Source organism: Exilibacterium tricleocarpae, from assembly GCF_007004655.1.
Lineage (GTDB): Bacteria > Pseudomonadota > Gammaproteobacteria > Pseudomonadales > Cellvibrionaceae > Exilibacterium > Exilibacterium tricleocarpae.
The window spans coordinates 674,026-696,616 of sequence record NZ_ML660087.1 but is presented as its reverse complement, the minus strand read 5'-3'; the positions used below and the strand labels follow the sequence as shown (position 1 = coordinate 696,616).

The following is a 22,591-nucleotide window of genomic DNA, read 5'->3' as shown; positions in this document are numbered from 1 at the left end:
GCCATCAGGTAACGGGCCAGCCGGTTGGCGCGCCGGTTTAGCTGCCGGTAGCTGAGGGTGTGTTCTTCGTAAATCACGGCGGGGGCCGCACCGTGTTTACGCACCTGAGCCTCGAACAGTGCGTGCAATAGCTCCACTTTCGGTGCGACAGAGGCTTTGACGGCGGTCGGGTGGCGCCCGTTGCGCAGCAACTGATCCCGTTCGCTGTCCGGCAGTAACGACAAAAGCTGTACCGGTATTTCGACATCGCTTACCAGCGCGGCTACCACGCGCGTGAAATAGTCCGCCCACCGCACAATCGTTTTGCGATCGAACAAATCCGTCGCATAGCGCAATACCCCGCCGATGCCCGCGGCGCCGTCCACCAGCGACAGACTGAGATCGAAACGCGCGCTGAAAGCGGCGGTTTCGACGGCCTCGGCCTGCAACTGCAACCCCGGCAGCGACAGCGTGGTTTGCGATTCGTGATCGAGATCGAACAACACCTGGAACAGCGGACTGTAGCTCATGCTCCTGGCCGGCTGCATCACTTCCACTATGCGCTCAAACGGTACGTCCTGGTGCGCGTAACCTGCCAGACTCAGTGCCTTGACTCGCCGCAGTAACTCGACGCCGGTGGGATTGCCGCTGAGATCGGCACACAGCGGCAGGGTGTTGACGAAAAAGCCGATCAGTCCTTCCAACTCGTGGCGCTGGCGATTCGCCACCGGCGTGCCCACCACGATCCGCTCCTGCCCGCTTAACCGCGATAACACCACGACCCAGGCGGCCAACAACACCATATGCACCGTCAAGCCCTGCGCCTGCGCCAGCGCTTTGACCTGTGCGACTGTATCGCTCGCCAGCGTTACCGCAACACTGTCGCCGCGGTAGCTCTGCTGTGCCGGGCGCGGCCGGTCGGTGGGCAACGCCAGCAGCGCCGGCGCCTCCTGTAAATGGTTTTGCCAATAGGTTTCCTGCCGCTCCAGCACTTCACCCGCCAGCCAGCGCCGCTGCCAGACCGCATAATCCGCATATTGAATGGCCAGCGGCGGCAACGGGTTGACTGCGCCGGCGCAGTAGGCCCGGTACAAGGTATTGATTTCGCGGATCAATATGTCCATGGACCAGCCGTCGGCGACGATATGGTGCAGGGTCAACAGCAACACGTGCTCGCGCGTCGATAACCGCAGCAGGCGGCCGCGAAACAAAGGACCCTGACTCAGATCGAACGGCGCTGTCGACTCTTCCTGCACCTGCGCCCTGACCGCCCGCCGGCGGGCCTTGCCGCGCAGATGACTTAAATCCAGTTGGGTTAACACAAAGTCCTGCGCCGCCCCAATCACTTGCCGGGGCTCGCCGTGCACCTCGGTAAACACGGTGCGCAACACTTCGTGGCGCATCACAAGGGTCGTCAGTGTTGCGTTTAACGCGGTGACTGACAGGGAACCGTTTAAGCGCAGGGCGCCGGGCACGTGATAGGCCGCGGTGGCGCCTTCGAGCCTGGCGATAAACCACAACCGTTGCTGCGCCCGGGACAGCGGCAGCGGCTCGTCTCTGGCCACCACCTCGAGCGGTTGCCGGGTGATAAAGTGCGCAGCATCCAACTGGTGGCCCAAGTCTTTCAGCACCGGGTATTCAAACACGTCCCGGAGGCTCAACGCCCGGCCCAGGCGATATTGCACGCTTGTCACCAGGCGGATGGCCAGCAGGGAGTGGCCGCCCAGTTGATAAAAATTGTCGTGCCGTCCGACTTGTTCTACCCCGAGCAGCGCTTGCCAAATTTCTGCCAACACCGTTTCGGTGGCGCCCACCGGCGCTTCGTAGGCCGCCGCCAGGGCCCGCAGATCCGGCGCCGGCAGTGCCGGGCGATCCACCTTGCCACTTGCGGTCAACGGCAAGACAGCCAGCTCGAAAATCGCCGCCGGCAGCATATAAGCCGGTAGCCGTTGCGCCAGGTTGCGCCGCACCTGTTCGGTGTCCAAGCCGGCACTGTCGGCCGGGCTGACCCAGGCAATCAAATGACCGGGCTCGGTGGCGGTATTGCCGCGGTCTTGCTCTTCGTGCAACACGACCGCCGCTGCACCCACAGCGGCGTCGCGCAGTAATTGCGCTTCGATTTCCTCCAGTTCGATGCGAAAGCCCCGCACTTTTACCTGGCAGTCGCGCCGCCCGATAAACTCCAACTCACCGTCTGCCCGCCAGCGCGCCAGATCGCCGGTTCTGCAGACGTTACCCGAAGTTGGATCAAACGGATGCGGCACAAAGTGGGCCGCGCTTAACTCGGGCTCGTCCAGATAACCGAGACCCACACCCGCTCCGCCGAGATAGAGTTCACCCACGACACCCAGGGGCACCGGCTCGCCGCGGCGGTCCAGTATATAGGCCTGGGTATTGACGAGGGGACGGCCGCAGGGTAAGTAAGCCGCCGTTTTTTCGGTCGGCGTTGAGCGACTTTTACTTGCAGTTGAAGGTTTTTTTTCTGGTGCTGAAAGCTCCCGGGTTAAAGCCGAAGGCTCTCCACCTAAAGCTGAGGGCTCTTCACCTAAAGCTGAAGGCTCTCTATCTAAAGCTGAGGGCTCTCTATCTAAAGCTGAAGGCTCTCTATCTAAAGCTGAGGGCTCTCTATCCAAAGCTGAAGGCTCTCTATCCAAAGCTGAAGGCTCTCGACAACCAGCAGCATAAACCAGCGAGGTACAACCTGCCTCTGTCAGTCCAAAGACATTGATCAGTGGAATCCCAAACGCCCGCCACTGTTGATAAAGCGACAGCGCCACCCGATCGCCGCCCACCATCAGGCGGCGCAACGTCGCCGGCGGCCGCAGCCGCCGCTGGCACAGATACGCTAGCCATTGCGCCCAGTAACCGGTTATCAGCTCGCATACCGTGACCGCCGTGCGCCGCAACAGCGCCTGTAACTGCTCGCAGTCCAGCAGCCCCTCTTCGTCGCGCAGCACCACCGTCGCGCCCGCGAACCAGGCCGGATACAGCTCTTCGATCACGACATCGAAGCCCAACGATGCAAATTGCAATACCCGGTCCGCCGGTGTCAGTGCCAGCTCCCGCGCCATGGCCTGCATATTGTTGACGACACCGGCATGACTGTTGAGGGCGCCTTTGGGCGTGCCGGTGGAGCCGGAGGTGAAGAATGCAAAAGCCGGCGCGCGCGCGTCCAGTGTCACGTCCGGATTATCAACTGACTGGCGGGCCAGGGCGCTCCGTACCTCTGCGGCGTCTACACACAACAGGTTACCGGCCCACCACGCCGGCGCCAGGCTCCGGCCGCTGATCAAGGTGTGCAGTTGCGCCCGCTCGCCAATTTGCTGCAGGCGCGCCCCGGGATGCTCCGGGTCCAGCACCACGTAGACACCGCCGGCTTTTAAAACACCCAGCATCGCTATGGCAAAGTCCAGTGAGCGCGGCAACAACAATCCCACTCGATCGCCGGGGACGACACCGCCCTCACGCAGATAGCGGGCCAGTTGATTGGCCCGGGCATTGAGGGCGCCGTAGCTGAGGTGCGCGTCGCCGTGCTCGACGGCACGGGCTTCGGGGTCGCGTAGAACCTGCGCCTCAAACACCTGGTGAATCAAGGCGGGAGCGATCGCCGCGCCGCCGTTGCGGTTGAACGTGTGCAACAAACACTCGCGTTCGGCCGGCGGCAGGATATCGAGTTCCGCCAGCGAACGCTGCGGCGCCCGCTCCAGAGCGTCGACAATGCCCTCCAGTGCGCAGTGCATATAGGCGGCGATACGCTGCGGGTCCAGCGCCGCTTCCACCTGCACCACCAGCCTGAAACCCGCCGCGCCAAAATCATCCACCGACAGATCAAAGGGATAGTTGCCCCGCTCCTGGGCGACCAGCACTTCGATACCTGACGCATTTAAACGGTTATCAGTTTCGGTGATGCCCGAGTACCTGTAATTGATCAGCGCGCTGAATAGCGGCGTGTCCCCCACCAGCGCACTGCAGGCCTGGGCCGCGTTGAGCGACGCCTGTTCGTAATCCAGCAGTCCCACCAGCTCGCGGTAAGTCGACTCCAGGCAGTCCGAGACCGACCCGCGCAACGACAGCCGCAGCGGCAAGGTGTTGATAAATAGTCCCAGCATTCGCTCGGCACCGCGGGTGCCCTGCAGGCGCCCGGATAAAACCGTGCCGAACACGACGTCATCGCGATCGCTGCAGCGACCCACCACCAATGCCCAGGCGAGGTGAAAGACACTCGCCGCATTGACGCCCAGACGCTGGCTCCGGGCGCGAATGGCCGCCGCCAACGCCGGCTCGACCGCCAACCGGGCCTCGCTGATCTGCGCCGCCTGCACCTGAATATCCGCCAGGCCGAACGGCAGTGTCGGTTCCTCTACATCGCCCAGGCGCGCGCGGAAATAGGCCGCGGTATCTGCGCTTTGCGCCAGCGCCAGGGTATGGGCGACAAATTCCCGGTAGGGAATCGGCGCGGGCAACGCGAGTGCGTCCGCTTCCAGAAACAAACCCAGCTCTTCAATCAGGACCTCCAGCCCCACATGATCGTTGACGATGTGATGCAGGTAGATAATGGCGAAGTATTGGTCCGATTGCGGATCGGCCGCGGTCTCCAACTGCAACAGCGGTGCCTGCGACAACGCCATCCAAAGCTTTTCCGGTGCGATGCGTTGTTGCAATTGGGTGCGGGGATCGATGTCCGGGTCCAGTTCGATGGCGGTGACCGCAAGCTCGGCGCTTCGCTGCACCACCTGTACCGCCTGCGGTAACCCTTCCCACAGCACCGCCGTGCGCAACACATCGTGCCTGGCAATCACTGCTCGCAGAGCGTCCGGCAACTGTCGCAACAGGGCCGGGTCATTGGCGGCCAACAGAATGGGCAGGATATAGGTGTCTCCGGCGGCCGGCTCGCTGAGCATATGGTGAAACAGCACGCCCTCCTGCAATGGAGCCAGCGGATAGATATCTTCGATATTTTCGGCGCCGCCCGGTATGCGGGCTACGATCTCATCGATCTGGGCCTGCTCGAGACTCACCAACGGCAACAGGTCCGGTGTCAGGGCGGTGCAGTCGGCGGGTATCCGGTTGGCAGGCGCCTTAAAGTTGCCGTGCAACTGTTTTTTTATTGCCCTCGCCAATTCCCGCAGCTTCGGCGCGGTAAATACCGCCCGCACGTCGGCCTGCAGCCCCTTCGCCTGCAGGCGTGCGATCAACTGCACCACCAGCAGGGAATGGCCGCCCAATTCAAAAAAACTGTCTTCGCGCCCGACCCGTTCGACACTCAGCAGTTCCCGCCAGACCTCAGCGAGCCCCTCTTCGATCTCACCCACCGGCGCCTCGTAACGGCGGTGCAGAAAACTGGCGGCGTCCGGTGCCGGCAGGCCCCGGCGGTCTACCTTGCCACTGGCGGTGAGCGGCAGCGACGCCAGAACGACGAAGGCGGCGGGAATCATATACGCCGGCAGGCGACTGTGCAGGTAATCGCGCAGCACCCCCGGTGCCGGGTTAGGTTCGGCGGCCGGCGTCAGGTAGGCGATTAACTGCTGCTCGCCGCCATCGCCTGTGTCCAAAACCACCACGGTTGCAGCAACATTTGGATGGGCCGCCAGATGGGTTTCAATCTCGCCCAACTCGATGCGAAAGCCCCGCAGGCTTACCTGCTGGTCCACCCGGCCGAGAAATTCCAACTCGCCCTGTGCCGTCCAGCGCACCCGATCGCCGGTGCGGTACAGTCGCTCGCTGCCCCCGGCGTCAAACGGATTGCGAATAAACTTGGCCGCCGTCAGTTCGGGGCGGTTTAAATAGCCCCGCGCCAGACCCGCACCGCCGATCAGCAATTCTCCGGGGACACCTTGCGGCACCAGGCGCAGGCGCTTCTCATCGGCACCTTCGCGCGCAGCATCTGTTATACTCTCGGCTAAGTTTTCAACTACGCTTTTACCCGCGTTTTCATCCGTGGTCTCATCCGTGGTTTCAACGACGGATTCAACCACATAGTACTGCACATTTTGCAGCGGCTTGCCGATCGTCAGGCATTCGCTGCTCTCGGTAAACGTCATCATGCTCGAACACACAGTCGCTTCCGACGGTCCATAGCCGTTGACAAACATGCGGCCCTCTCGCCACTGCCTGGCCAGCGCCAGCGGGCAGCTCTCCCCCGCCACTACCAATACCTGTACCGATTGCCAGTTCGCTCGCTCAAGGTGTGCCAGTAGCGACGGCGGCAAGGTGGCGTGGGTGACCCCCGCAGCGACCACTAATTCTGTCAGCTGTTGCGGATCCTTTTGCACCGCTGCACTCGGTATCACCAGGCGGGCGCCGTGGCACAGGCTCATGCTCCACTCCCACACCGAGGCGTCAAACGCCGCCGAGGCAAATTGCAACACCCGGCTGTCGGGCTCGACCCGCAGCTCGCGCTGTTGCGCCAGCGACAGGTTTACCAAGCCCCGGTGGGTCAGCAGACTGCCCTTGGGTTGGCCGGTGGTGCCGGAGGTGTAGATCACGTAGGCCAGGTGACTGGCGGTAAGGTCGGTCGCCGACGGCGGCGGATTGTCCACAGGGTAAGCCGCCAGCGTCTGCTGTAGCTGCGGATCGTCCAGACACAGCGCTGTCGCGGCCGGCAGGCGCGCGGCTAACTCGCCTTGCGTCAGCACCAGTGCCAGTCCCGCATCGTCGATCTGGTAACGGAGACGGGCGTCCGGGTAGCCGGGGTCGAGAGGCACGTAGGCGCCGCCGGCCTTTAAAATGCCCAACACACCGACCAGCATGTCGAGACCCCGTTCTACACATAACCCCACCAGGGTATCCGGTGTTACGCCTTGGGTTATCAGGTAGTGCGCCAGGCGGTTGGCCCGCGCGTTCAACTCGCCGTAACTCAGTGTCTGATCCTGATACACCAGGGCGGTGGCCGTCGGTGTCGCGGCAACCTGTGTTTCAAATAGTTGGTGGATCAGGCTGTCTTGCGGATAGGCCACCGCGGTGCGGTTGAATTCATACACCAATCGATGCCGCTCGGTTGCCGGCAGCAAATCCAGTTGTCGAACCGACGCCTCCAGGTCGGCGCACAGATTCTCCAGCAGGCAGGTAAAATTGCCCGCCCAACCCGCGACCGTTTGTCGGTCAAACAAATCCGTCGCATATTCCAGTCGTCCGGCAATGCCGTGGGCCTTCTCTTCCAACAACAGGCTGAGATCATACTTGGAAATCAAGGTGCTGACTTCCATGGCTGCCGTTTGCAAACCGGGCAACTCAAGTGCACAAGCGGATTCGTTATCGAGATTGAACAACACCTGAAATACCGGACTGTGCCCCATACTGCGGAGCGGCTGGGTGATTTCCACAATGCGCTCAAACGGTACATCCTGATGCGTATACGCTGACAGCGTCAGCGCCTTTACCCGGGCGAGAAGCTCGCCGACACTGGGATCACCACCTAAATCAACCCGCAGCGGCAGGGTGTTGACAAAAAAACCGATAAGCTCTTCCAACTCGCGGGTTGGGCGGTTTGCCACCGGTGTACCCACTACGATCTGGTCCTGTCCGCTCAACCGCGACAGCAGCGTCGCCCAGGCCGCATACAACACCATATGCACCGTCAGCCCCTGTGCGCGCGCCAGTGCCTTTACCTGTCCGCTCAAATTTGGCGGCAACACCACGGCGATACTGTCGCCGCGATAGCTTTGCACGGCCGGCCGGCGCCGATCGGTGGGGAGCTCCAGCAGTGCCGGCGCATCGTGTAAATGGGATTGCCAGTAGGCTTCCTGCCGCTGCAGTGCTTTACCCGTCAGCCAGCCGCGTTGCCAGGCAGCATAGTCCCCATACTGGAGCGCCGGCGGCGGTAAAGGATTCGATTCATTTGCAATATGAGAACGATAGAGCGCGTTGATTTCATCAACTAGAACGCGCATTGACCAACCATCAGCCACAATATGATGCAAGGTCAGCAACAGGACGTGATCGGTTGCCGCCAGCCGCAACAGGCGGCCGCGAAACAGCGGTCCCTCCGTTAAATCAAAGGCCGCCGTCGCCGCCGTCTCGATCTCTTCCGCAAGTGCGCGCCGGCGAGCTTCTGCGTCCAGATCGCTGATATCTTTTTGCACAAAAGCAAAGTGATCCGCCGGTAGAATCACTTGTCGGGGCTCGCCTTGCTCTTCTCTGAATACCGTCCGCAAAGCTTCGTGACGGGATACGATAGTGTTCAGTGTTCCGGTAAGGGCTGCCACCGCCAGGGAACCACTCAGCCGCAGTGCCACCGGGATATGATAGGCGGCATTCGCCCCCTCCAGTTTCGCCAGGAACCACAGGCGCTGTTGCGCCCAGGATAGCGGCAGTGGCTCCCCACGGTCCGCCACGTCAATACGTTCACGGAGCACAAAGTGCGACCCGCCCAACCGATAGGCCAGCGACCGCAACACCGGCTGGTCGAATACCTCCCGCACGTTCAGCTCGCGACCCAGGCGGTGCCGCACCATGGTGACCAGACGTACCGCCAGCAGCGAATGGCCGCCCAGGGCAAAGAAGTTATCGTTGCGACCGATCTGTTCGCGATCCAGTAACTCTGCCCAGATGGCCGCGAGTGTTTGCTCGATAGGCCCCACGGGCACTGCGTAGTTTGTCAACGGCAGCGGCTCGATATCCGCCTGCAGCAGGGCCTTGCGATCCAGTTTGCCGTTTGCCGTCAAAGGCAGACACTCTAATACGACCACCGCCGCGGGTAACATATAAGTGGGCAGGTGAGCGCCGAGGTAGGCGTGCAAGTTCGGCACATCCAGGGTCGCGCCCTCGGTCGCGGTGACATAGGCCAGGAGTCGATCCGGTTTTTCAACGCGCCGCTCCAGCAACACAGCCGCCGCGTCAATGGCCGGGTAGGCCAGCAGTCGTGTTTCAATATCACCTAATTCAATGCGAAAGCCGCGCAGTTTTATCTGCTGATCATTGCGGCCGAGGTAGACCAATTCTCCCGCTTCGTTGTAGCGTCCCAGATCGCCGCTTCGATACAATCGCTGTCCCTCGATAAACGGGTGCTCGATAAAACGGGACGCGGTCAAGCCGGGCTGGTTTAAATACCCCCGGCTGAGGCCGGCACCGCCGACATATATCTCCCCCACGACGCCGGCGGGCACCGGCTGCCGCCCAGCGGACAGCAGCAATACCGACAGATCCGGCAACGGGTGTCCGATCACACTGTCAGCAGCAACCGTATCCGCCTGATACAGGCGCCGATAGGTGACGTGGACGGTGGTTTCCGTAATGCCGTACATATTGATCAACTGCGGCTCCACATCGCCGTGTGCCGCCACCCAGGGCTGCAACAGCGCCGGGTTCAGTGCTTCACCGCCAAAAATGATATAGCGCAGCCGCAACCCGGACTCGCCCGCCGATCGGTCCACGCCGACGAATTGATTGAAAGCGCTGGGGGTTTGGTTCAATACCGTGACCCCTTCCCGCTCCAGCAACCCGTAGAACGCCTCCGGTGAGCGAGTCAGCAGCTTGTCCACAATGACCAGGCGCCCCCCGTAAGATAAGGCTCCCCAAAGCTCCCATACTGAAAAATCAAACGCCACCGAGTGAAACAAGGTCCACACGTCCCGGCTGTTGAAACCAAAACTGTCTTCGGTGGCGCCGAACAGGCGACTGGCGTGACCGTGCTCTACCAATACCCCTTTTGGCTGTCCCGTAGAACCGGACGTGTAAATCACGTACATCAGATGGCCGGCGTCGAGTCCCAGCGTCGCCGGATCGGGGTTTTCATCGCTGTAGCCAACCAGGGTGGCTTCAACATCGCTGTCGTCGAGACATAAGGACTGCGCCGGCGGGACAGGCGCAGCAGCGAGCACCGCTCGCTGGGTAATGATCAGCGCCGGTTGGGCATCATCCAACTGGTATTGCAGGCGCTCCCGGGGATTGTTGGGGTCCAAAGGCACGTAGGCCCCGCCTGCTTTCAATATCCCGAGTATGCCGATCACCAGCTCCGGCGCAGGCATCATGCACAATCCCACCAGCGTATCGGGCCTGACGCCTTGTGCCAACAGGTAGTGCGCCAATTGGTTCGCCCGCCGGTTCAATTCCCCGTAGCTCAGGTTTGCCTCACCATAGGTAAGGGCAATCGCCAGCGGGTCGGCCTCGACGGCAGCTTCAAACCGTTGGTGCATCAGCGCAGTGGCAACAGGGCGGCTGTGGATGTCTCCAACGTGAGCTTCTATACTGTCCCGCTCGGCGCCGGACAGTAGTGACAAGCTGAATACGCCCCGCTCCGGCTGTGCCACCATTTGCCTGACCAGCCTCTCAAAACGTGCCGCCAGCCGTTGAATGCTAACGCTGCTGAAAATCTCCCGGTTAAATTTCCAACTCAATGCCAACTCACCAGATTGTTCGGACACCTCCAACGTGAGATCAAATTGTGAGTACTGGGTCGGCGCCTCCAGTAACCGGCATGACAGCCCGGGTAGAGTTAGTGAAGCCGGCTGGTTGTTTTGGAGCACCAACAGTATCTGCACCAGCGGCTGGTAGGACGAGCTTCTGTGTGGATTTAAATCCGTGATCAGGCGATCGAGAGAAACACTCTGGTGATGAAAAGCCTCCAAACACAGGCGCTTGGATTGGGTCAGCAACTGTGTAAAACTGTCGTTGTCGTCAATATTGGCCCGCAACGCAAGCACATTGACAAAACAGCCGATGACATCGTAAAAATCGGCGTCGTGCCGATTGGCGGAAGACGTTCCGACGACAACGTCTTCTTCACCGCTGTAGTAAGCTAAAAAAGCGACAAAAGCCGCGTGCAAGCCCATAAACAGGGTTGCATTTTGTTGCCGGGAAAGTGCCTTTAGCTGTTCGGTGATCCGCGCATCAAAAGCCGTTCTGTACTCTGCACCGGAATAAGACTGGGCCTCTTTGCGCTTAAAGTCCAGGGGGAGACTGTGCACCTCCGGCGCCGAACTGAGCTGCCGGCGCCAGTAGTCAATATCGGCACCTGTGCGATCTGACATCTTCTCGCCGCGCTGCTGAATGACGTAGTCCTTATACTGCGCCGTCAATACCGGCAAACTGGCGTCCCGCCCGGTTACAAGGCCTTGGTAGATTTCACCAAACTCTTTTAAAAACAGGCCGACAGACCAGCCGTCCGACGCAATGTGGTGTAGGGTAAAAAGGGCGGCGTAACGGGCGGCGGAAAGTTTTAGCAGCTTGGCCCGCAACATACAGTCTGCCGAGAGATCAAATGTGGCTACAGACTCCTCTCGCAACAGCGCTTGTAAACACTTTTGCGTGCTTGCCTCATCCGGTTCGTCAAGCTCGATTAGCGGGACGGATAACTCTGCGTTGACGTATACCTGTTGTTGCGGTTCGGCATCGGCGGCTACGAAAAAACGTGTTCGGAGACTCGGGTGCCGGTCGACCATTTTACGGCAGGTTTTTTCAAACGCCCGGAGATCGAGTTCCCCCTCCAGTTGAAAGGCAAAAAAGATATTATTTTTGGCCCTGCCGCCTTCTATCTGATCCGACAACCACAGGCCTTGCTGTTGCTGCGAAAGCGCAATCGTATCAATCGGCTCTTGTTCGCTCGATTTATTTTCAGCAGTGCGGACAGACAAACACTGTTGGATAGCCTGCGCTACCGCGGATAGCACCGGCTCCTCAAACAGCCTGGTTATATCGAGGTCGATACTCCACTTTTCCCGCACCATTGCAATCATGCGGTTGACCAGCAGCGAGTCCCCACCCAAATGAATAAAGTTGGCTCGTGAGGACGTCACCTCCCTGTCCAGTAGCAAAGCCCAGATTTGGGCCAGTTCTTTTTCAAGGGTCGTGCGCAGCTCAACATTCGGAGTAAGGTCATATTCCGGTGTTACATCCGTGGTAAAAATGGTGGCCAGACTGCCGCTCAGATAGCGCTCCCTTATGGCTCTGCGCCTTATCTTTCCACTGGTGGTCTTTACCAGGGCCCCTTTCGGCACCATGACCACAGCTTTCAGGAGCAGGTCAAATGCAGCGAATATTTCAGCCTGTATCCTTTCAGCCAATGCACGATGGTCAAAGTCACCAGCCTTGTTTCTGACTTCTTGAATCAGTACGACTCCCTGGGTACCTCTATCATCCACACCAATCGCAGCCGCGTTGCCAAACCCGTATTCACTGACTATCGAACTCGACTTCAGCTCTATATCGTGGGGATAGACATTTCTGCCGTTGACGATGATCAGGTCAGCGAGCCGGCCCGATAGAAAGAGCTGCTGATCATGAAAAAAACCCAGGTCGCCGGTTCTGAAGTAAGGCCCGGCACGCCCGTCGGTAAACGCTTGAAAAACCGCTTCGTTCAACGACGCTCGCCGCCAGTATCCAGTCGCAATACTTTCACCACTGATCCACACTTCGCCGACGCGGTCCTCACCCAGGCGAGTTGAGGTGTCGGGGTCGACGATAATGACATCGTAGTCCGCGGAGGGACACCCGCAGCCGACAATTGCCGTAGCCCCCTGTCCGGGGCTGCCGGTGGTTTTGACGATGCGATTTTGCAGTGCTTCATTATCGACGTGGATGATTTTCGGCCCCGCCTCGCTGTAAGCGGCGGTCACGAACAAGGTCGCCTCAGCCATGCCATATCCGGCTACAAAGGCATTCGGCTTGAACCCCGCAGCAGCGAACACCTGCGCAAAGCTACTCAAGGTTTTCTCTTGTATCGGCTCGGCACCATTGAGGGCAAAGCGCCAACCAGCCAAATCCAACGCGCTGATCCGATCGGCATCCTGCGCCTTTGAGACGCAGAGTTCGTAGGCAAAGTTTGGCGCTAAAGATATAGTTCCGTTAAACCGCCCAATGGTCTGCAACCAAAACAGGGGCCGTCGCACAAATTTTATGGGCGAGAAAAACACTGAATGCGCGCCTATGACCAACGGCCAGACAGCAATGGAAATAAGCCCCATATCGTGAAACAGAGGCAGCCAGCCGACGAACACATCGTCGCCTGTACCTCGCGCACAGGTATTTAGGGCATCAACATTGGCCAGGAGATTCCGGTGCCTGACCACCACACCTTTCGGTTTACCTGTAGAGCCGGAGCTATACTGGAGATAGGCCACGTCCTCCGGACTGACTACCGGCAGCTTTACATCAGGGCTATCTTTAAAGTCACCCAGTGCATACTTTATGCAACGCAGCTCTGCCGGCAGAATATCCAGTGCCTGCTCAGACATACCACTGGGGACAAATGCCAATTCCGGCGTACAATCCGCAACTACGCTGGAGAATCTATCCCGCTTGTCATTGGGCTTGGGCGCGTACAGCGGCACTGCGAGCATACCCGCATAGAGACAACCCCAAAAAGCCGCCACATATTCAAGGCTGCTCTCCAGCAGGATCAAAACCCTGTCGCCTGGATTACCCAGTTCAACAAGCGTTTTGGCCACTGCATTAACCTCTTCATACAGCGCTGCGAAGGAAATCTCCTCTTCCTTCCCCTGTTCGTTTAAAAAAGTATACGCGTTATCTTTGGGTATACTTTTTGTGAGATAGTCGAAACTATCTAATACGGTACTAACATTCTTATTTTGATGATATGCCATCTCAAAACCCGTAGCGTCCAGCAAGTCAGTTCCCAATACGAAAACACTGTCAATAGATAATCCTGGGTTGCGCGACCTGCAATACCTGGTGACACTTGCGGATATCTCTGGTTATATTGATCCTCTTGAGCCATCTGTCTGTGCCGTCGTAGCTGGCGCCGAACCCCGGCCTGCCGTGAACGACCTTGTAGTTGTCGAGTATCAGGCACTCCCCCTGCTTCAGGGGTACCTCAACAATGGCATTGTCGATAAGGTCAATCAGCGTGTGCAAGGCATCTCCGGCTTCCGCATTTTCCGGTTCCCCCATAAAGTAGGGGTCAATTCGCAGGTAAGGATCGTCTCTATCGCCGAACAGAACGGCTATTTTCTCCGGTTGCGTATCCCGCTGCACCACTTCTCTGTAGGCCGCACTCACATCGCCCAAAATTCCGCTTTTACGCATCAGTGCACGCGATTCAGATTCATTTTCAATCTTGTGAGAGTTATCGGGCCGGATGGTATAGTGCTTTTCAAAAAGCCTGTCGAGCTGACTTGTCGTTAACTTAGAATAGTCCGGCCTCGACACTATGGTGGGTACAGCGCGATGATTGCGCAGGCACATCAGCATTAGGTAGTCACCCCGCAGTTCGTGGAAAGCATCTTCGGTATGCCACCACAGTTTTTCTTTGCTACCACAGCCAAGCTGCTCCTGCTCCAGGTTCCTGATCGGCAGCACATCGTGCACCATACGGCCGTCCTGCTGGGTCAACCAGCCGAAAATGTCGCCCAGTATCGTTGATATAAGGCACATGGCGACCACGATTTCTTCACAGGTATCATTGTTGGTAGGCAACTGCCAGTGGGGCGGCGTCGAGCCGAGCGTCTTATCATCGATTTTCAAGTTCGAAACGATACAGTAACCGGAGGGGGAAACATCGTATTTGAAATCATTCAGGAACTTCACCAACCTGGCCGGCAGCTGATAAGCGACGGCCGGTAGATTCTTCAAAAAATCAACACTGTTGAAATCCTTGAAATCGTCGAAGTAAAACTTTATCAACGTATGTATTTTGTCCCACTCTTCATCGGATGTCACAAACGTATTTTCACTCATAACTCAGTCCTTCGAATGACTGTTTATCTAATAAACCTACCTAATCTACAAAGCCCTTCTTTCAATTCTGCGGTGTTTCCACCAAAGCCCAAGCGTACGCAGCCAGGTCTGTCGAAACAGCTTCCCGGGACCAGCAAAACACCGTACTCTGCCAGCAGGCTTTTGCAGAAATCAGTGTCATCGATGCCCGGCGGCAACGTCATCAACCCGCATACACCGCCGTCCGGCAATCGCCAATCCAGCCGTTTATTTTTCCGAATCCATGTATCGACAATTTCCCGGTTGTCTCCGGCCTGCAGCAACCTCGGCTGCGAAAAGTCATCGATTTTCGCCAGCATTTTTTCAGCTACAAATTCAATAATGGGCGCCACAAATAAATTGCCGTAGTCTTTCTGGCGGACACAGCCGGCTAGAATCTCCGGCGCAGCAATTATCCAGCCAAATCGCAGGCCGGGCGCGCCATACACTTTTGAAAAGGTTCCCACGCTTACAACTTTATCGTAGTCGTTAACAGGGTCCCTCAACGGCTGCGTATCGTAGGTTAACCCTTGAAACGCGGCATCCCAGATCAGAAATGCAGCGTTTTCCCTGACGATATCGACGATATCGTCAAGCATCTGTTGGGTTATGCTGACGCCCGTTGGGTTATGGGGAAAGTTCAAGATAACCGCCTTGGTCTTTTTGGTGACAAGACGACGCAGGTCATGTAAATCCAGATCAAAACTCTCAGGGGATGAAAACTGCCACTTTGTTACCGTGCAACCCATGGACAGGGCAATCTTGTCATGACAGTGATAGCACGGGGCTTGGGTGACAACTTCATCACCGGCGGCGAGAATCGAGCGTACCACCAACTGCAGGGCCTCATTGGAACCGTTGGTTACCATCACCCTTTCAGAACTGCCGGTTCCAAATAAGTCAGCCAGCTGTTTCCTGATAACAAAGCCACCGACCGTCTCACAGTCCCTGATCTGCAAAGGATCTAGCTCTCGAAAGCTAAAACCCGCTATCTCTTTGACTTCTCCAAAGGTATATTCTTCTACCCCGCTCCCGCTGATATCTATCTCGTTGTTGAAGTAGTTATAGCGGTACCAATTTTCCAATAAGGCGGGTTCATAGGAAGCCAGCCTGCCGCGCGTTTCATATTCCATTATCCACTCACACTATCTCTAATCATCTAACGGCGGCTGCAACGCCAGCCAGGTGTACAAATTTGCAACTAATTTAAAAGTTCATGCAGCGCTTTATATTTGTGCAGGTTATCAACCAACCCCCGAATAAAATCGGAGTTATTCATGACCTCCAAGACCACCCACTCGTTGAGGAGGTTAAGCGGAAAAGGCAAAGGTCGTAAGAAGTCGACGAACAACACAACACGCTTTTTGCCGGATCTGTTCCAGGCGAAATGCTCAAACGAATCGTCAAACACCAGGCTTTTTCCCTCTTGCCAGGTGCGCACTTCGCCCCTGACGCTGATGCCGCAGTTATCGGGTATTTTCAACCCCAGGTGGTAGCGCAAAACACCGGCGTAGGGGCCGACGTGGGCAGGTATTTCCTTGCCGGGCAGCAAGATAGAGAACATTCCGGTTGTCCAGCCGGGTATGTGGTTAAGTAGCTGTGCCGTCTTTGGAAAGAGATCCAGGTTTTTATCGATATCTTCTCCATAGCCTTTAAACAGTACTACTTTCCATTTTTCATCGCAGGTGATTTCTTCCTGTTCTTTTTGTATCTCCTGAAAAGCAGGTATTACTTCGCTGTTGTCTAAGGCAACTTCCACTTCATCGACAATGCTGGGATAGAGTTTTTCAACGTCAGTTATCCATGGGAAAGTGCCACAATCGAAGAAAGCGGACTCGTGGCGGGTAAGTTTTCTAATGACATCAGTCATTATCAATATAAGTAGGGCCGGTCTTTCAGCCAAGGCGACATTGCCTATATTTGCTATAGTCTCCAGCACGAATTGTGAATGTGTCAGCTCGTCTCGGTAGGCTTGTTGCAAAGCAGGTTTAAAATAGTGCGAGATGGGCGCGAAATTCATATTTTTAATATGCTTTCTTATCTCCGCCTCTGCTACGTGGTCACTTTTATGACAACCGCTTTGATTATTTTCAACAGTGCTGTTCCAACCAACCCTATTCATTTGTGCACAATCCCTAATCAGAAAACAACCCAGGCGCCGCCCAATAGGACTTACCGCCATATCCGCACATCGGCTACTACAACAACTCCAAATCCATCAGCTACAACCTTTCAATGGCTCTCTGTAAAAGACAAAGGGGAAGGAAATATCGGTAGGACAGAGAAGCCCCCCAGCATTTATCTCTCACCGTCTACTACAGAAGTCTGCCAGGGTTAAGAATACAATTGAATAAATCTAATGAAGGATTAATGATTCAGAAAGGGTACACGCTCTTGGATCTAGTTCGTTACAGCACCTCGAGGCGATGATCTAGATCTAAAGATTCAGAAAAACTGTGGCGAGACAGGCGCTGCAACAGCGATACAGCCTGGGTACGACTCTTCACACCCAACTTGACGAGCGTGTTGTGGACATGGTTTTTGACTGTGGAGACCTCGATGTTCAGTTCGCGGGAGATCTGTTTATTGGAGAGTCCGTCAGCCAGCAGTGAGACGATTTGGCGCTCCCTTTTCGTCAGCCCTGCAAACAGACACTCCTCATCGTGGTTTACTGTTGGAGGTTGCCGGGTCTTTACATCTTTGGCGACTTTTCTAACCTTGCTGAAGATACAGGCTGCAATTTCAGGCGGACAGTAGAACTCCCCGTTTTTCACTCTGGTTATTGCGTCTATGACCTCAGCCGTGGATGCCTCTTTGGGAACATAGCCGGCTATCCCCGCCTCCACACATTCAAATACATGATTTTCATCCTTCGGCATGGCCAGCGCCAGTAACTTGGTCGCCGGGCAGGCCTGCACCAGTGTCGCCGCCAGGCGACAACTGGCATCCATTCTCATATCCAGCAAAGCGGCATCGGTGGGGTACTGTTTCAGGGTAGTGACAGCGTTCTCTACACTGCCTTCGATGCTGACCACCTGGAGGGTATCGGAACTCGAAAGCGCCTGAGCCAGTCCTTCCCCGTAGACTCTGACATCTGAAACGATAGCTATGGTAATCATCCGGAAACGCTCCGTGTTACGGCTTATTTTCCATCAATTGATAAATTCACGGAACCGCTCAAGTCGTCACTATATGAAAATTGATACTTTATGTATGTGAAATCTTCACATTTCTAGTCACAAGTTCTTTTGCTGTCACACGCAGCAAAGTGGTAAGAAAACCTTGTAATCTGTTCACAGTAAAGCGTCTGATAACCGGACATAGGTATTGAATTAATGACCATCTTTGTTTTTATACGCTAAGGTGGTTAACATTTGCAGCGAGACCGAAGCCGGCCATCCATCAAACCCGTCACACAAATCACCACGATGGCGCTGGATTCACTAACAACGCTGATATCAACTCCAAAAGCTGCAACCTCAAGCCACTCATCACCGGCTGTAGTATCGACTAAGCCACGAAGCTTACCGAACCAACACACAAATTATCCAGCGTCAGCGGGTGTCGTTATATGCCTGGGAGGCGTTTTTCAACAAAATAGGCACCATTTACAGCAAAAAGGCGCGAGCGATCACTGTTCAAGATAAGGCCGTCGCCGGCAATAGAGCTCAATCGAGACAACAACGCCAATCTATCAGTCCACCGCGGAAGAAATTTCAGAAAGTTGACACGAACGTCCCCGCGTGAATACGACTCTGTATGCTTTGTGCCGATGGGACTAACCGGGGCAGGCTTTCACTGCGCTTCGCCAGGCGGTTGTGTGTTTGAGAGTATTCCCAGAACCGAACTGGCATTCAAGTACCTCTATATAGCACCTGAATGCCTAATATCCCCTTTTAAAACGCTTGCGGGTTTCGACATCGGCACCGGGGCCCGGCTCTATGGATAAATACTTGGGGTTAACGGGCTTACCTTCGTAGTCGAGGACTTTCACCGGCGGAACGGGTTTACCGGTGCGACTATCTTTCACCACAATGGGTTCCTTGCCTTTACCCATAATCCACTTGTCGGACCACTCGCGCAGAGCCGTTAAGGTGGTGTAGAGATCTTTGCCCTGATCGGTGAGCCAGTATTCATGGCGGCTGCCCCGCTGCTGTACCTCGACTCTCTCCAGCACCCCGTGATCCACCAGATGCTGTAGTCGATTGCTGAGGATGTTTTTCGCAATACCGAGATTGGTTTGAAAATCACTGAATCTGCGGGTACCCACAAAACATTCCCGAATAATCAGAAACGTCCACCAATCACCCAAGACCTCCAGGGCCCGGGCGATAGAGCAATTCATTTTGTCGAAGCGTTTTCGTGACACGGCGAAAGTGTAGCATTCAATGGTTGCTTAATAAAACCTCCAATGATAAATTCAGCTATTCGTATGGTTTCGTTAAGAAACCAAAAGGTTATCAGCGTTGCCCTTATATAAGGTAGTTTTTTAGTAACAATCCATAATAATCCGTCGCCAGCCGCCCGGGTTTCCGTCCTGTGGCTATCAGCTTCACGGCGATAGCGTCTTTTATCTTCGTCTATAAAGAGGTGTCGACTATGAGCGAATGGAAGCAAACGGCATGCAATCTGTGCTACGTCAACTGCGGTGTTGAGGTACAACTGGGGGGAGAGGGCGAACGCGAGATCGTGAAAGTTCGCGGAGACAAAGCGCACCCGAAGTCCCAGGGTTACATCTGCAACAAAGCCGCGCGTCTCGACTTCTATCAGAACAGTGCCGCGCGCCTGCAGCATCCCTTGCGCCGCCGCCAGGACGGTAGCTTCGAACAGGTAAGCTGGGAAACCGCCATCGCAGAGATCGCCGCCAAGCTGCAGGCCATCAAAGAACACCACGGCGGCGAGCGAATCTTCTATTACGGCGGCGGCAGCCAGGGCAATCACCTGGGTGGGGCCTACGGCAGTTCAACCCTCGGCGTGCTGGGTGTCAAATATAAAGGCAACGCCCTGTCACAGGAAAAAACCGGCTTGGCGTGGGTGTTTAGCCGGATGCTGGGCGCCTGCCCCCACGCCGAAATTGAAAAAGCGCAGACAGTCATGTTCCTGGGCAAGAACCCGTTTATGAGCAATGGGATGAACCAGGCCAGAAACTTCCTGCGCGCCATTGCCAAAGATGCCTCCCGCACGCTGATTGTTATCGACCCCCGGCGTTCGGAGACAGCGGACTACGCCGATATCCATTTAGCGGTGAAACCGGGGCGCGACGCCTGGTGCCTGGCGGCCATTATCGGTCGTATTGTCCAGGCCGAAACCCTGCCGCTGGCGTGGTTGAGCGAACACACCAGTGGCTGCGAAAAAGTCATGGCAAAATTCAACGCTATACCGGTAGCACAATACGCGCGTTTCGCCGGTCTCGAGCCCGAGCAGGTAAATGAAGTCGCCGCCGTCATTGCACGCTCAACCTCTTTCGCAACAGAGGAGGATATCGGGGTTCAAATGGCCCCGCATTCCACTTTGGTGTCCTACTTAAATATGTTGCTCAGTTTGTTGACCGGTCATTTTGGACGCCCGGGGACCCTGGCAATTCCCGTGCAACTGGTTGATATTCTGCCGGTGGACCGTTTTGGCGAACTGGATGAAAACGATAAAGAGGTATCGAGACGGCAGTTGCCGGTGACCAAAGCACCGATTCACAGCAATATGTACCCGGGCAACTACCTGGCCGAGGAAATCCTAAACGACAGCGATGAACGACCACGGGCCATTGTAATCGAGAGTTCGAACCCGGTTCACTCGCTGGCCCAGGCAGATAAGCTGCGCCGGGCCATTCGCTCGCTGGAGTGCAGCGTGGCGATAGATATCGCCATGACGGAAACCGCGCGGGAATGCGATTATATACTGCCGGCATCCACCCAGTACGAGAAATGGGAGGCGACCTACTTTCCCCGCAACTTCCCTGAAAATTACTTTCATTTGCGTCCCCCTGTGATAGCGCCCTTGCCGGGCACCCTGCCGGAAGCGGAAATTCATGCGCGCCTGGTCGAGGCCTTGGGGTACTTTGCCGACGGCGAACTCGATGAGTTACACGAAGCCGCCGCCGCGGGCATAGAGACTTACCGGGATGTGTTTTTCAATGCGGTAATGGGTAATCCGAAGATAAAGAAAGCTATTTCCTACGTGTTGTATCGCACGCTGGGGCCCACCCTGCCGGAGGGTAAGGCCACCACCGCCGCGGTTTGGGGGCTGTGCCAGGTATTCGCCATGACTTATCCCGAGTATGTGGCAAAAGCCGGTTTTACCGGACCGGCGGCCGCCACGGCTCTGTTCAACACGCTGCTGGATTCGCCCTCCGGGGCCGTGATTGCCGTCGCCTCTCACGCAGACACATTCAAACGCGTGCCCTTCCCGGATCATAAAATACGGCTGGTGATCGGCGAGCTATTTGAAGAACTCGACGAGTTACAGCGCCTGCGCCCGCTGGTCGATACATCGACCGAATACCCGTTTGCCCTGGTGGCCGGATCGCGACGTGCCTACACTGCCAATTGCGCAATTCGCGATCCCCGCTGGGCAAAAGGCAAAGCGGCGACGGCATTGACCATCCACCCCGACGACGCGCAACGGTTAAATATTCCCGACGGGGCGAGGGTTACCCTTAAAACCAAGGGCGGCCAAGCCGAGGCCAGAGTGGCCTACGATGAACGGCTGCATCCCGGCACGCTTTCAGTGCCCAATGGCCAGGGTATGCATTTCGAAGATGAGGCGGGCAAACCTGTCGACAGCGGTGTTTACGCCAATGAGCTGACCAGCAGCGATCATCGGGACAAGTTTATCGGCACGCCGCTGCACAAGTTTGTACCGGCTAACATCTATATCAGCGAGGCTTGACTGAGAGTCTGGGCGGACTAACCGGGAGGCGGCTGTTTCGCGGTACTGAGGAAACAGACAAAGGTCGCCTCTTTGCCAGAACGGGAGTCAAGATGAGCTTCCTTTGCTCGCCGGGACGGTTGCTGCTACGGAGAACTGCGTATCGTAGTCTCGCAGTATATACAAAGCGACGATGGCGAAAAGCATCGGCCAGGCTGCGAAAAACAGCAGATTTGAGCCCGCCCAGGGATCGAAATAGCGGGCCATAGGCGTTAGTGTCGACACCAAATGCATCGCCAATACCAACCCCGTTGACCAACGTTTTTGAAATCCCACCAAAAAGGCCAGGATGACGGCAGCCTGGAGGGCACCTACCACGTAGGCGCCCATGTTACTCAGGCCTTCAATCATATAAAACGTCTTGAATACTGCAGCGGCATGTTCCGGGTTCACGAATTTATCCACTGTCCACATAACCATCACGATAAAAATACCCAGCCGAAGTCCAAAAAGAGACCAGGCTAGTTTTTGCCGGGGTACGCTTACTTGTAACATAACACGCCTCTTTAAATGATTGTGCTGGCTTGAGAGTTTGCCCACCGGTTGGTGAAATTTCGCTGCAGCCACCCTCCCCCTGGTAGCCCAAAAACCGGAAACCAGAATTGAAAACATACCGCTTGGTGGATGTAGGGGTAGAGAGAATATCTGTTAAATCTTTCAAAACCACCCTGCTTTTATCGTCAGCGAGTTACTGCAAACCGACACCTCGGATAAACAAAAGCGGGATAGCCTCGCCTGTCCTTCAGTAGAGAATTTCCTGTATTGGGGGAACATAAGTCCAGCCCCTTACAGACTGTTAGTTAGTTTTTTGATTGATTAATAAGTTCCCCGCAGCGAGAGGATTTCTCCATTGTGACGACTTACTGCGATCATCGCACGACAATCGCGCTGAGTTACTTTTTTAAATAATTTGTACCTACCTTTACTATCGTGCTGTTAATGTCGAGACAGAGCACCTGTTCCCGCGCGAACATAAAAAATACGGCAGTGTTTATAGAAGGCAACGCTGTCGAGTCGGCCGCGGCGCTCCAGATGCCGG

At 56.3% G+C, this 22,591-nt stretch carries 8 protein-coding genes; 1 reads left to right on the top strand and 7 read right to left on the bottom strand.

All coding sequences use genetic code 11. The features are described from left to right. The 6 genes from FKG94_RS02620 to FKG94_RS02595 all read right to left on the bottom strand — a co-directional run. Positions 1-13,517: non-ribosomal peptide synthetase (locus FKG94_RS02620; RefSeq protein WP_142902606.1), on the bottom strand; the 13,517-nt coding region annotated here is incomplete at its 3' end. A 49-nt stretch (positions 13,518-13,566) separates the two neighbouring features. Further along, positions 13,567-14,610, bottom strand: coding sequence for a guanitoxin biosynthesis L-enduracididine beta-hydroxylase GntD (gntD, locus tag FKG94_RS02615; protein WP_142902605.1), 1,044 nt, complete (start codon positions 14,608-14,610; stop codon positions 13,567-13,569). Positions 14,611-14,633: 23 nt separating this feature from the next. After that, on the bottom strand, positions 14,634-15,761 hold the full coding sequence (gene vioD, locus FKG94_RS02610; protein ID WP_142902604.1) for a capreomycidine synthase: 1,128 nt from the start codon (positions 15,759-15,761) through the stop codon (positions 14,634-14,636). Positions 15,762-15,829: 68 nt separating this feature from the next. Then, positions 15,830-16,750, bottom strand: coding sequence for an aspartyl/asparaginyl beta-hydroxylase domain-containing protein (locus FKG94_RS02605; protein WP_179957455.1), 921 nt, complete (start codon positions 16,748-16,750; stop codon positions 15,830-15,832). A gap of 286 nt (positions 16,751-17,036) precedes the next feature. Beyond that, positions 17,037-17,747, bottom strand: a complete 711-nt coding sequence (locus FKG94_RS02600) for a LuxR C-terminal-related transcriptional regulator (protein WP_142902602.1) — start codon at positions 17,745-17,747, stop codon at positions 17,037-17,039. Positions 17,748-18,511: 764 nt separating this feature from the next. Beyond that, the gene (locus tag FKG94_RS02595; protein WP_218943405.1) at positions 18,512-18,973 is read right to left on the bottom strand and encodes a winged helix-turn-helix transcriptional regulator; all 462 of its coding nucleotides are present in this window, start codon (positions 18,971-18,973) and stop codon (positions 18,512-18,514) included. Positions 18,974-19,227: 254 nt separating this feature from the next. Between FKG94_RS02595 and FKG94_RS02590 the strand changes: the two genes are divergently transcribed. Beyond that, positions 19,228-21,513: a molybdopterin-dependent oxidoreductase gene (locus tag FKG94_RS02590; protein WP_142902600.1), complete on the top strand. Its 2,286-nt coding sequence runs from the start codon at positions 19,228-19,230 to the stop codon at positions 21,511-21,513. Positions 21,514-21,600: 87 nt separating this feature from the next. On the opposite strand, the gene FKG94_RS02585 is transcribed toward FKG94_RS02590, so the two are convergent. Further along, entirely contained in the window at positions 21,601-22,047 is a 447-nt protein-coding gene (locus tag FKG94_RS02585; protein WP_142902599.1) for a hypothetical protein, read from the bottom strand. Between the last annotated feature and the right edge of the window lie 544 nt (positions 22,048-22,591).

What these genes read in the sequence shown, in the direction of transcription:
- FKG94_RS02590 (WP_142902600.1), top strand. Translation starts at nt 19,228, where the DNA reads ATGAGCGAATGGAAGCAAACGGCATGCAATCTGTGCTACGTCAACTGC.
- FKG94_RS02595 (WP_218943405.1), bottom strand. Translation starts at nt 18,973, where the DNA reads ATGAATTGCTCTATCGCCCGGGCCCTGGAGGTCTTGGGTGATTGGTGG.
- FKG94_RS02600 (WP_142902602.1), bottom strand. Translation starts at nt 17,747, where the DNA reads ATGATTACCATAGCTATCGTTTCAGATGTCAGAGTCTACGGGGAAGGA.
- vioD (WP_142902604.1), bottom strand. Translation starts at nt 15,761, where the DNA reads ATGGAATATGAAACGCGCGGCAGGCTGGCTTCCTATGAACCCGCCTTA.
- gntD (WP_142902605.1), bottom strand. Translation starts at nt 14,610, where the DNA reads ATGAGTGAAAATACGTTTGTGACATCCGATGAAGAGTGGGACAAAATA.
- FKG94_RS02585 (WP_142902599.1), bottom strand. Translation starts at nt 22,047, where the DNA reads ATGTTACAAGTAAGCGTACCCCGGCAAAAACTAGCCTGGTCTCTTTTT.
- FKG94_RS02605 (WP_179957455.1), bottom strand. Translation starts at nt 16,750, where the DNA reads ATGAATAGGGTTGGTTGGAACAGCACTGTTGAAAATAATCAAAGCGGT.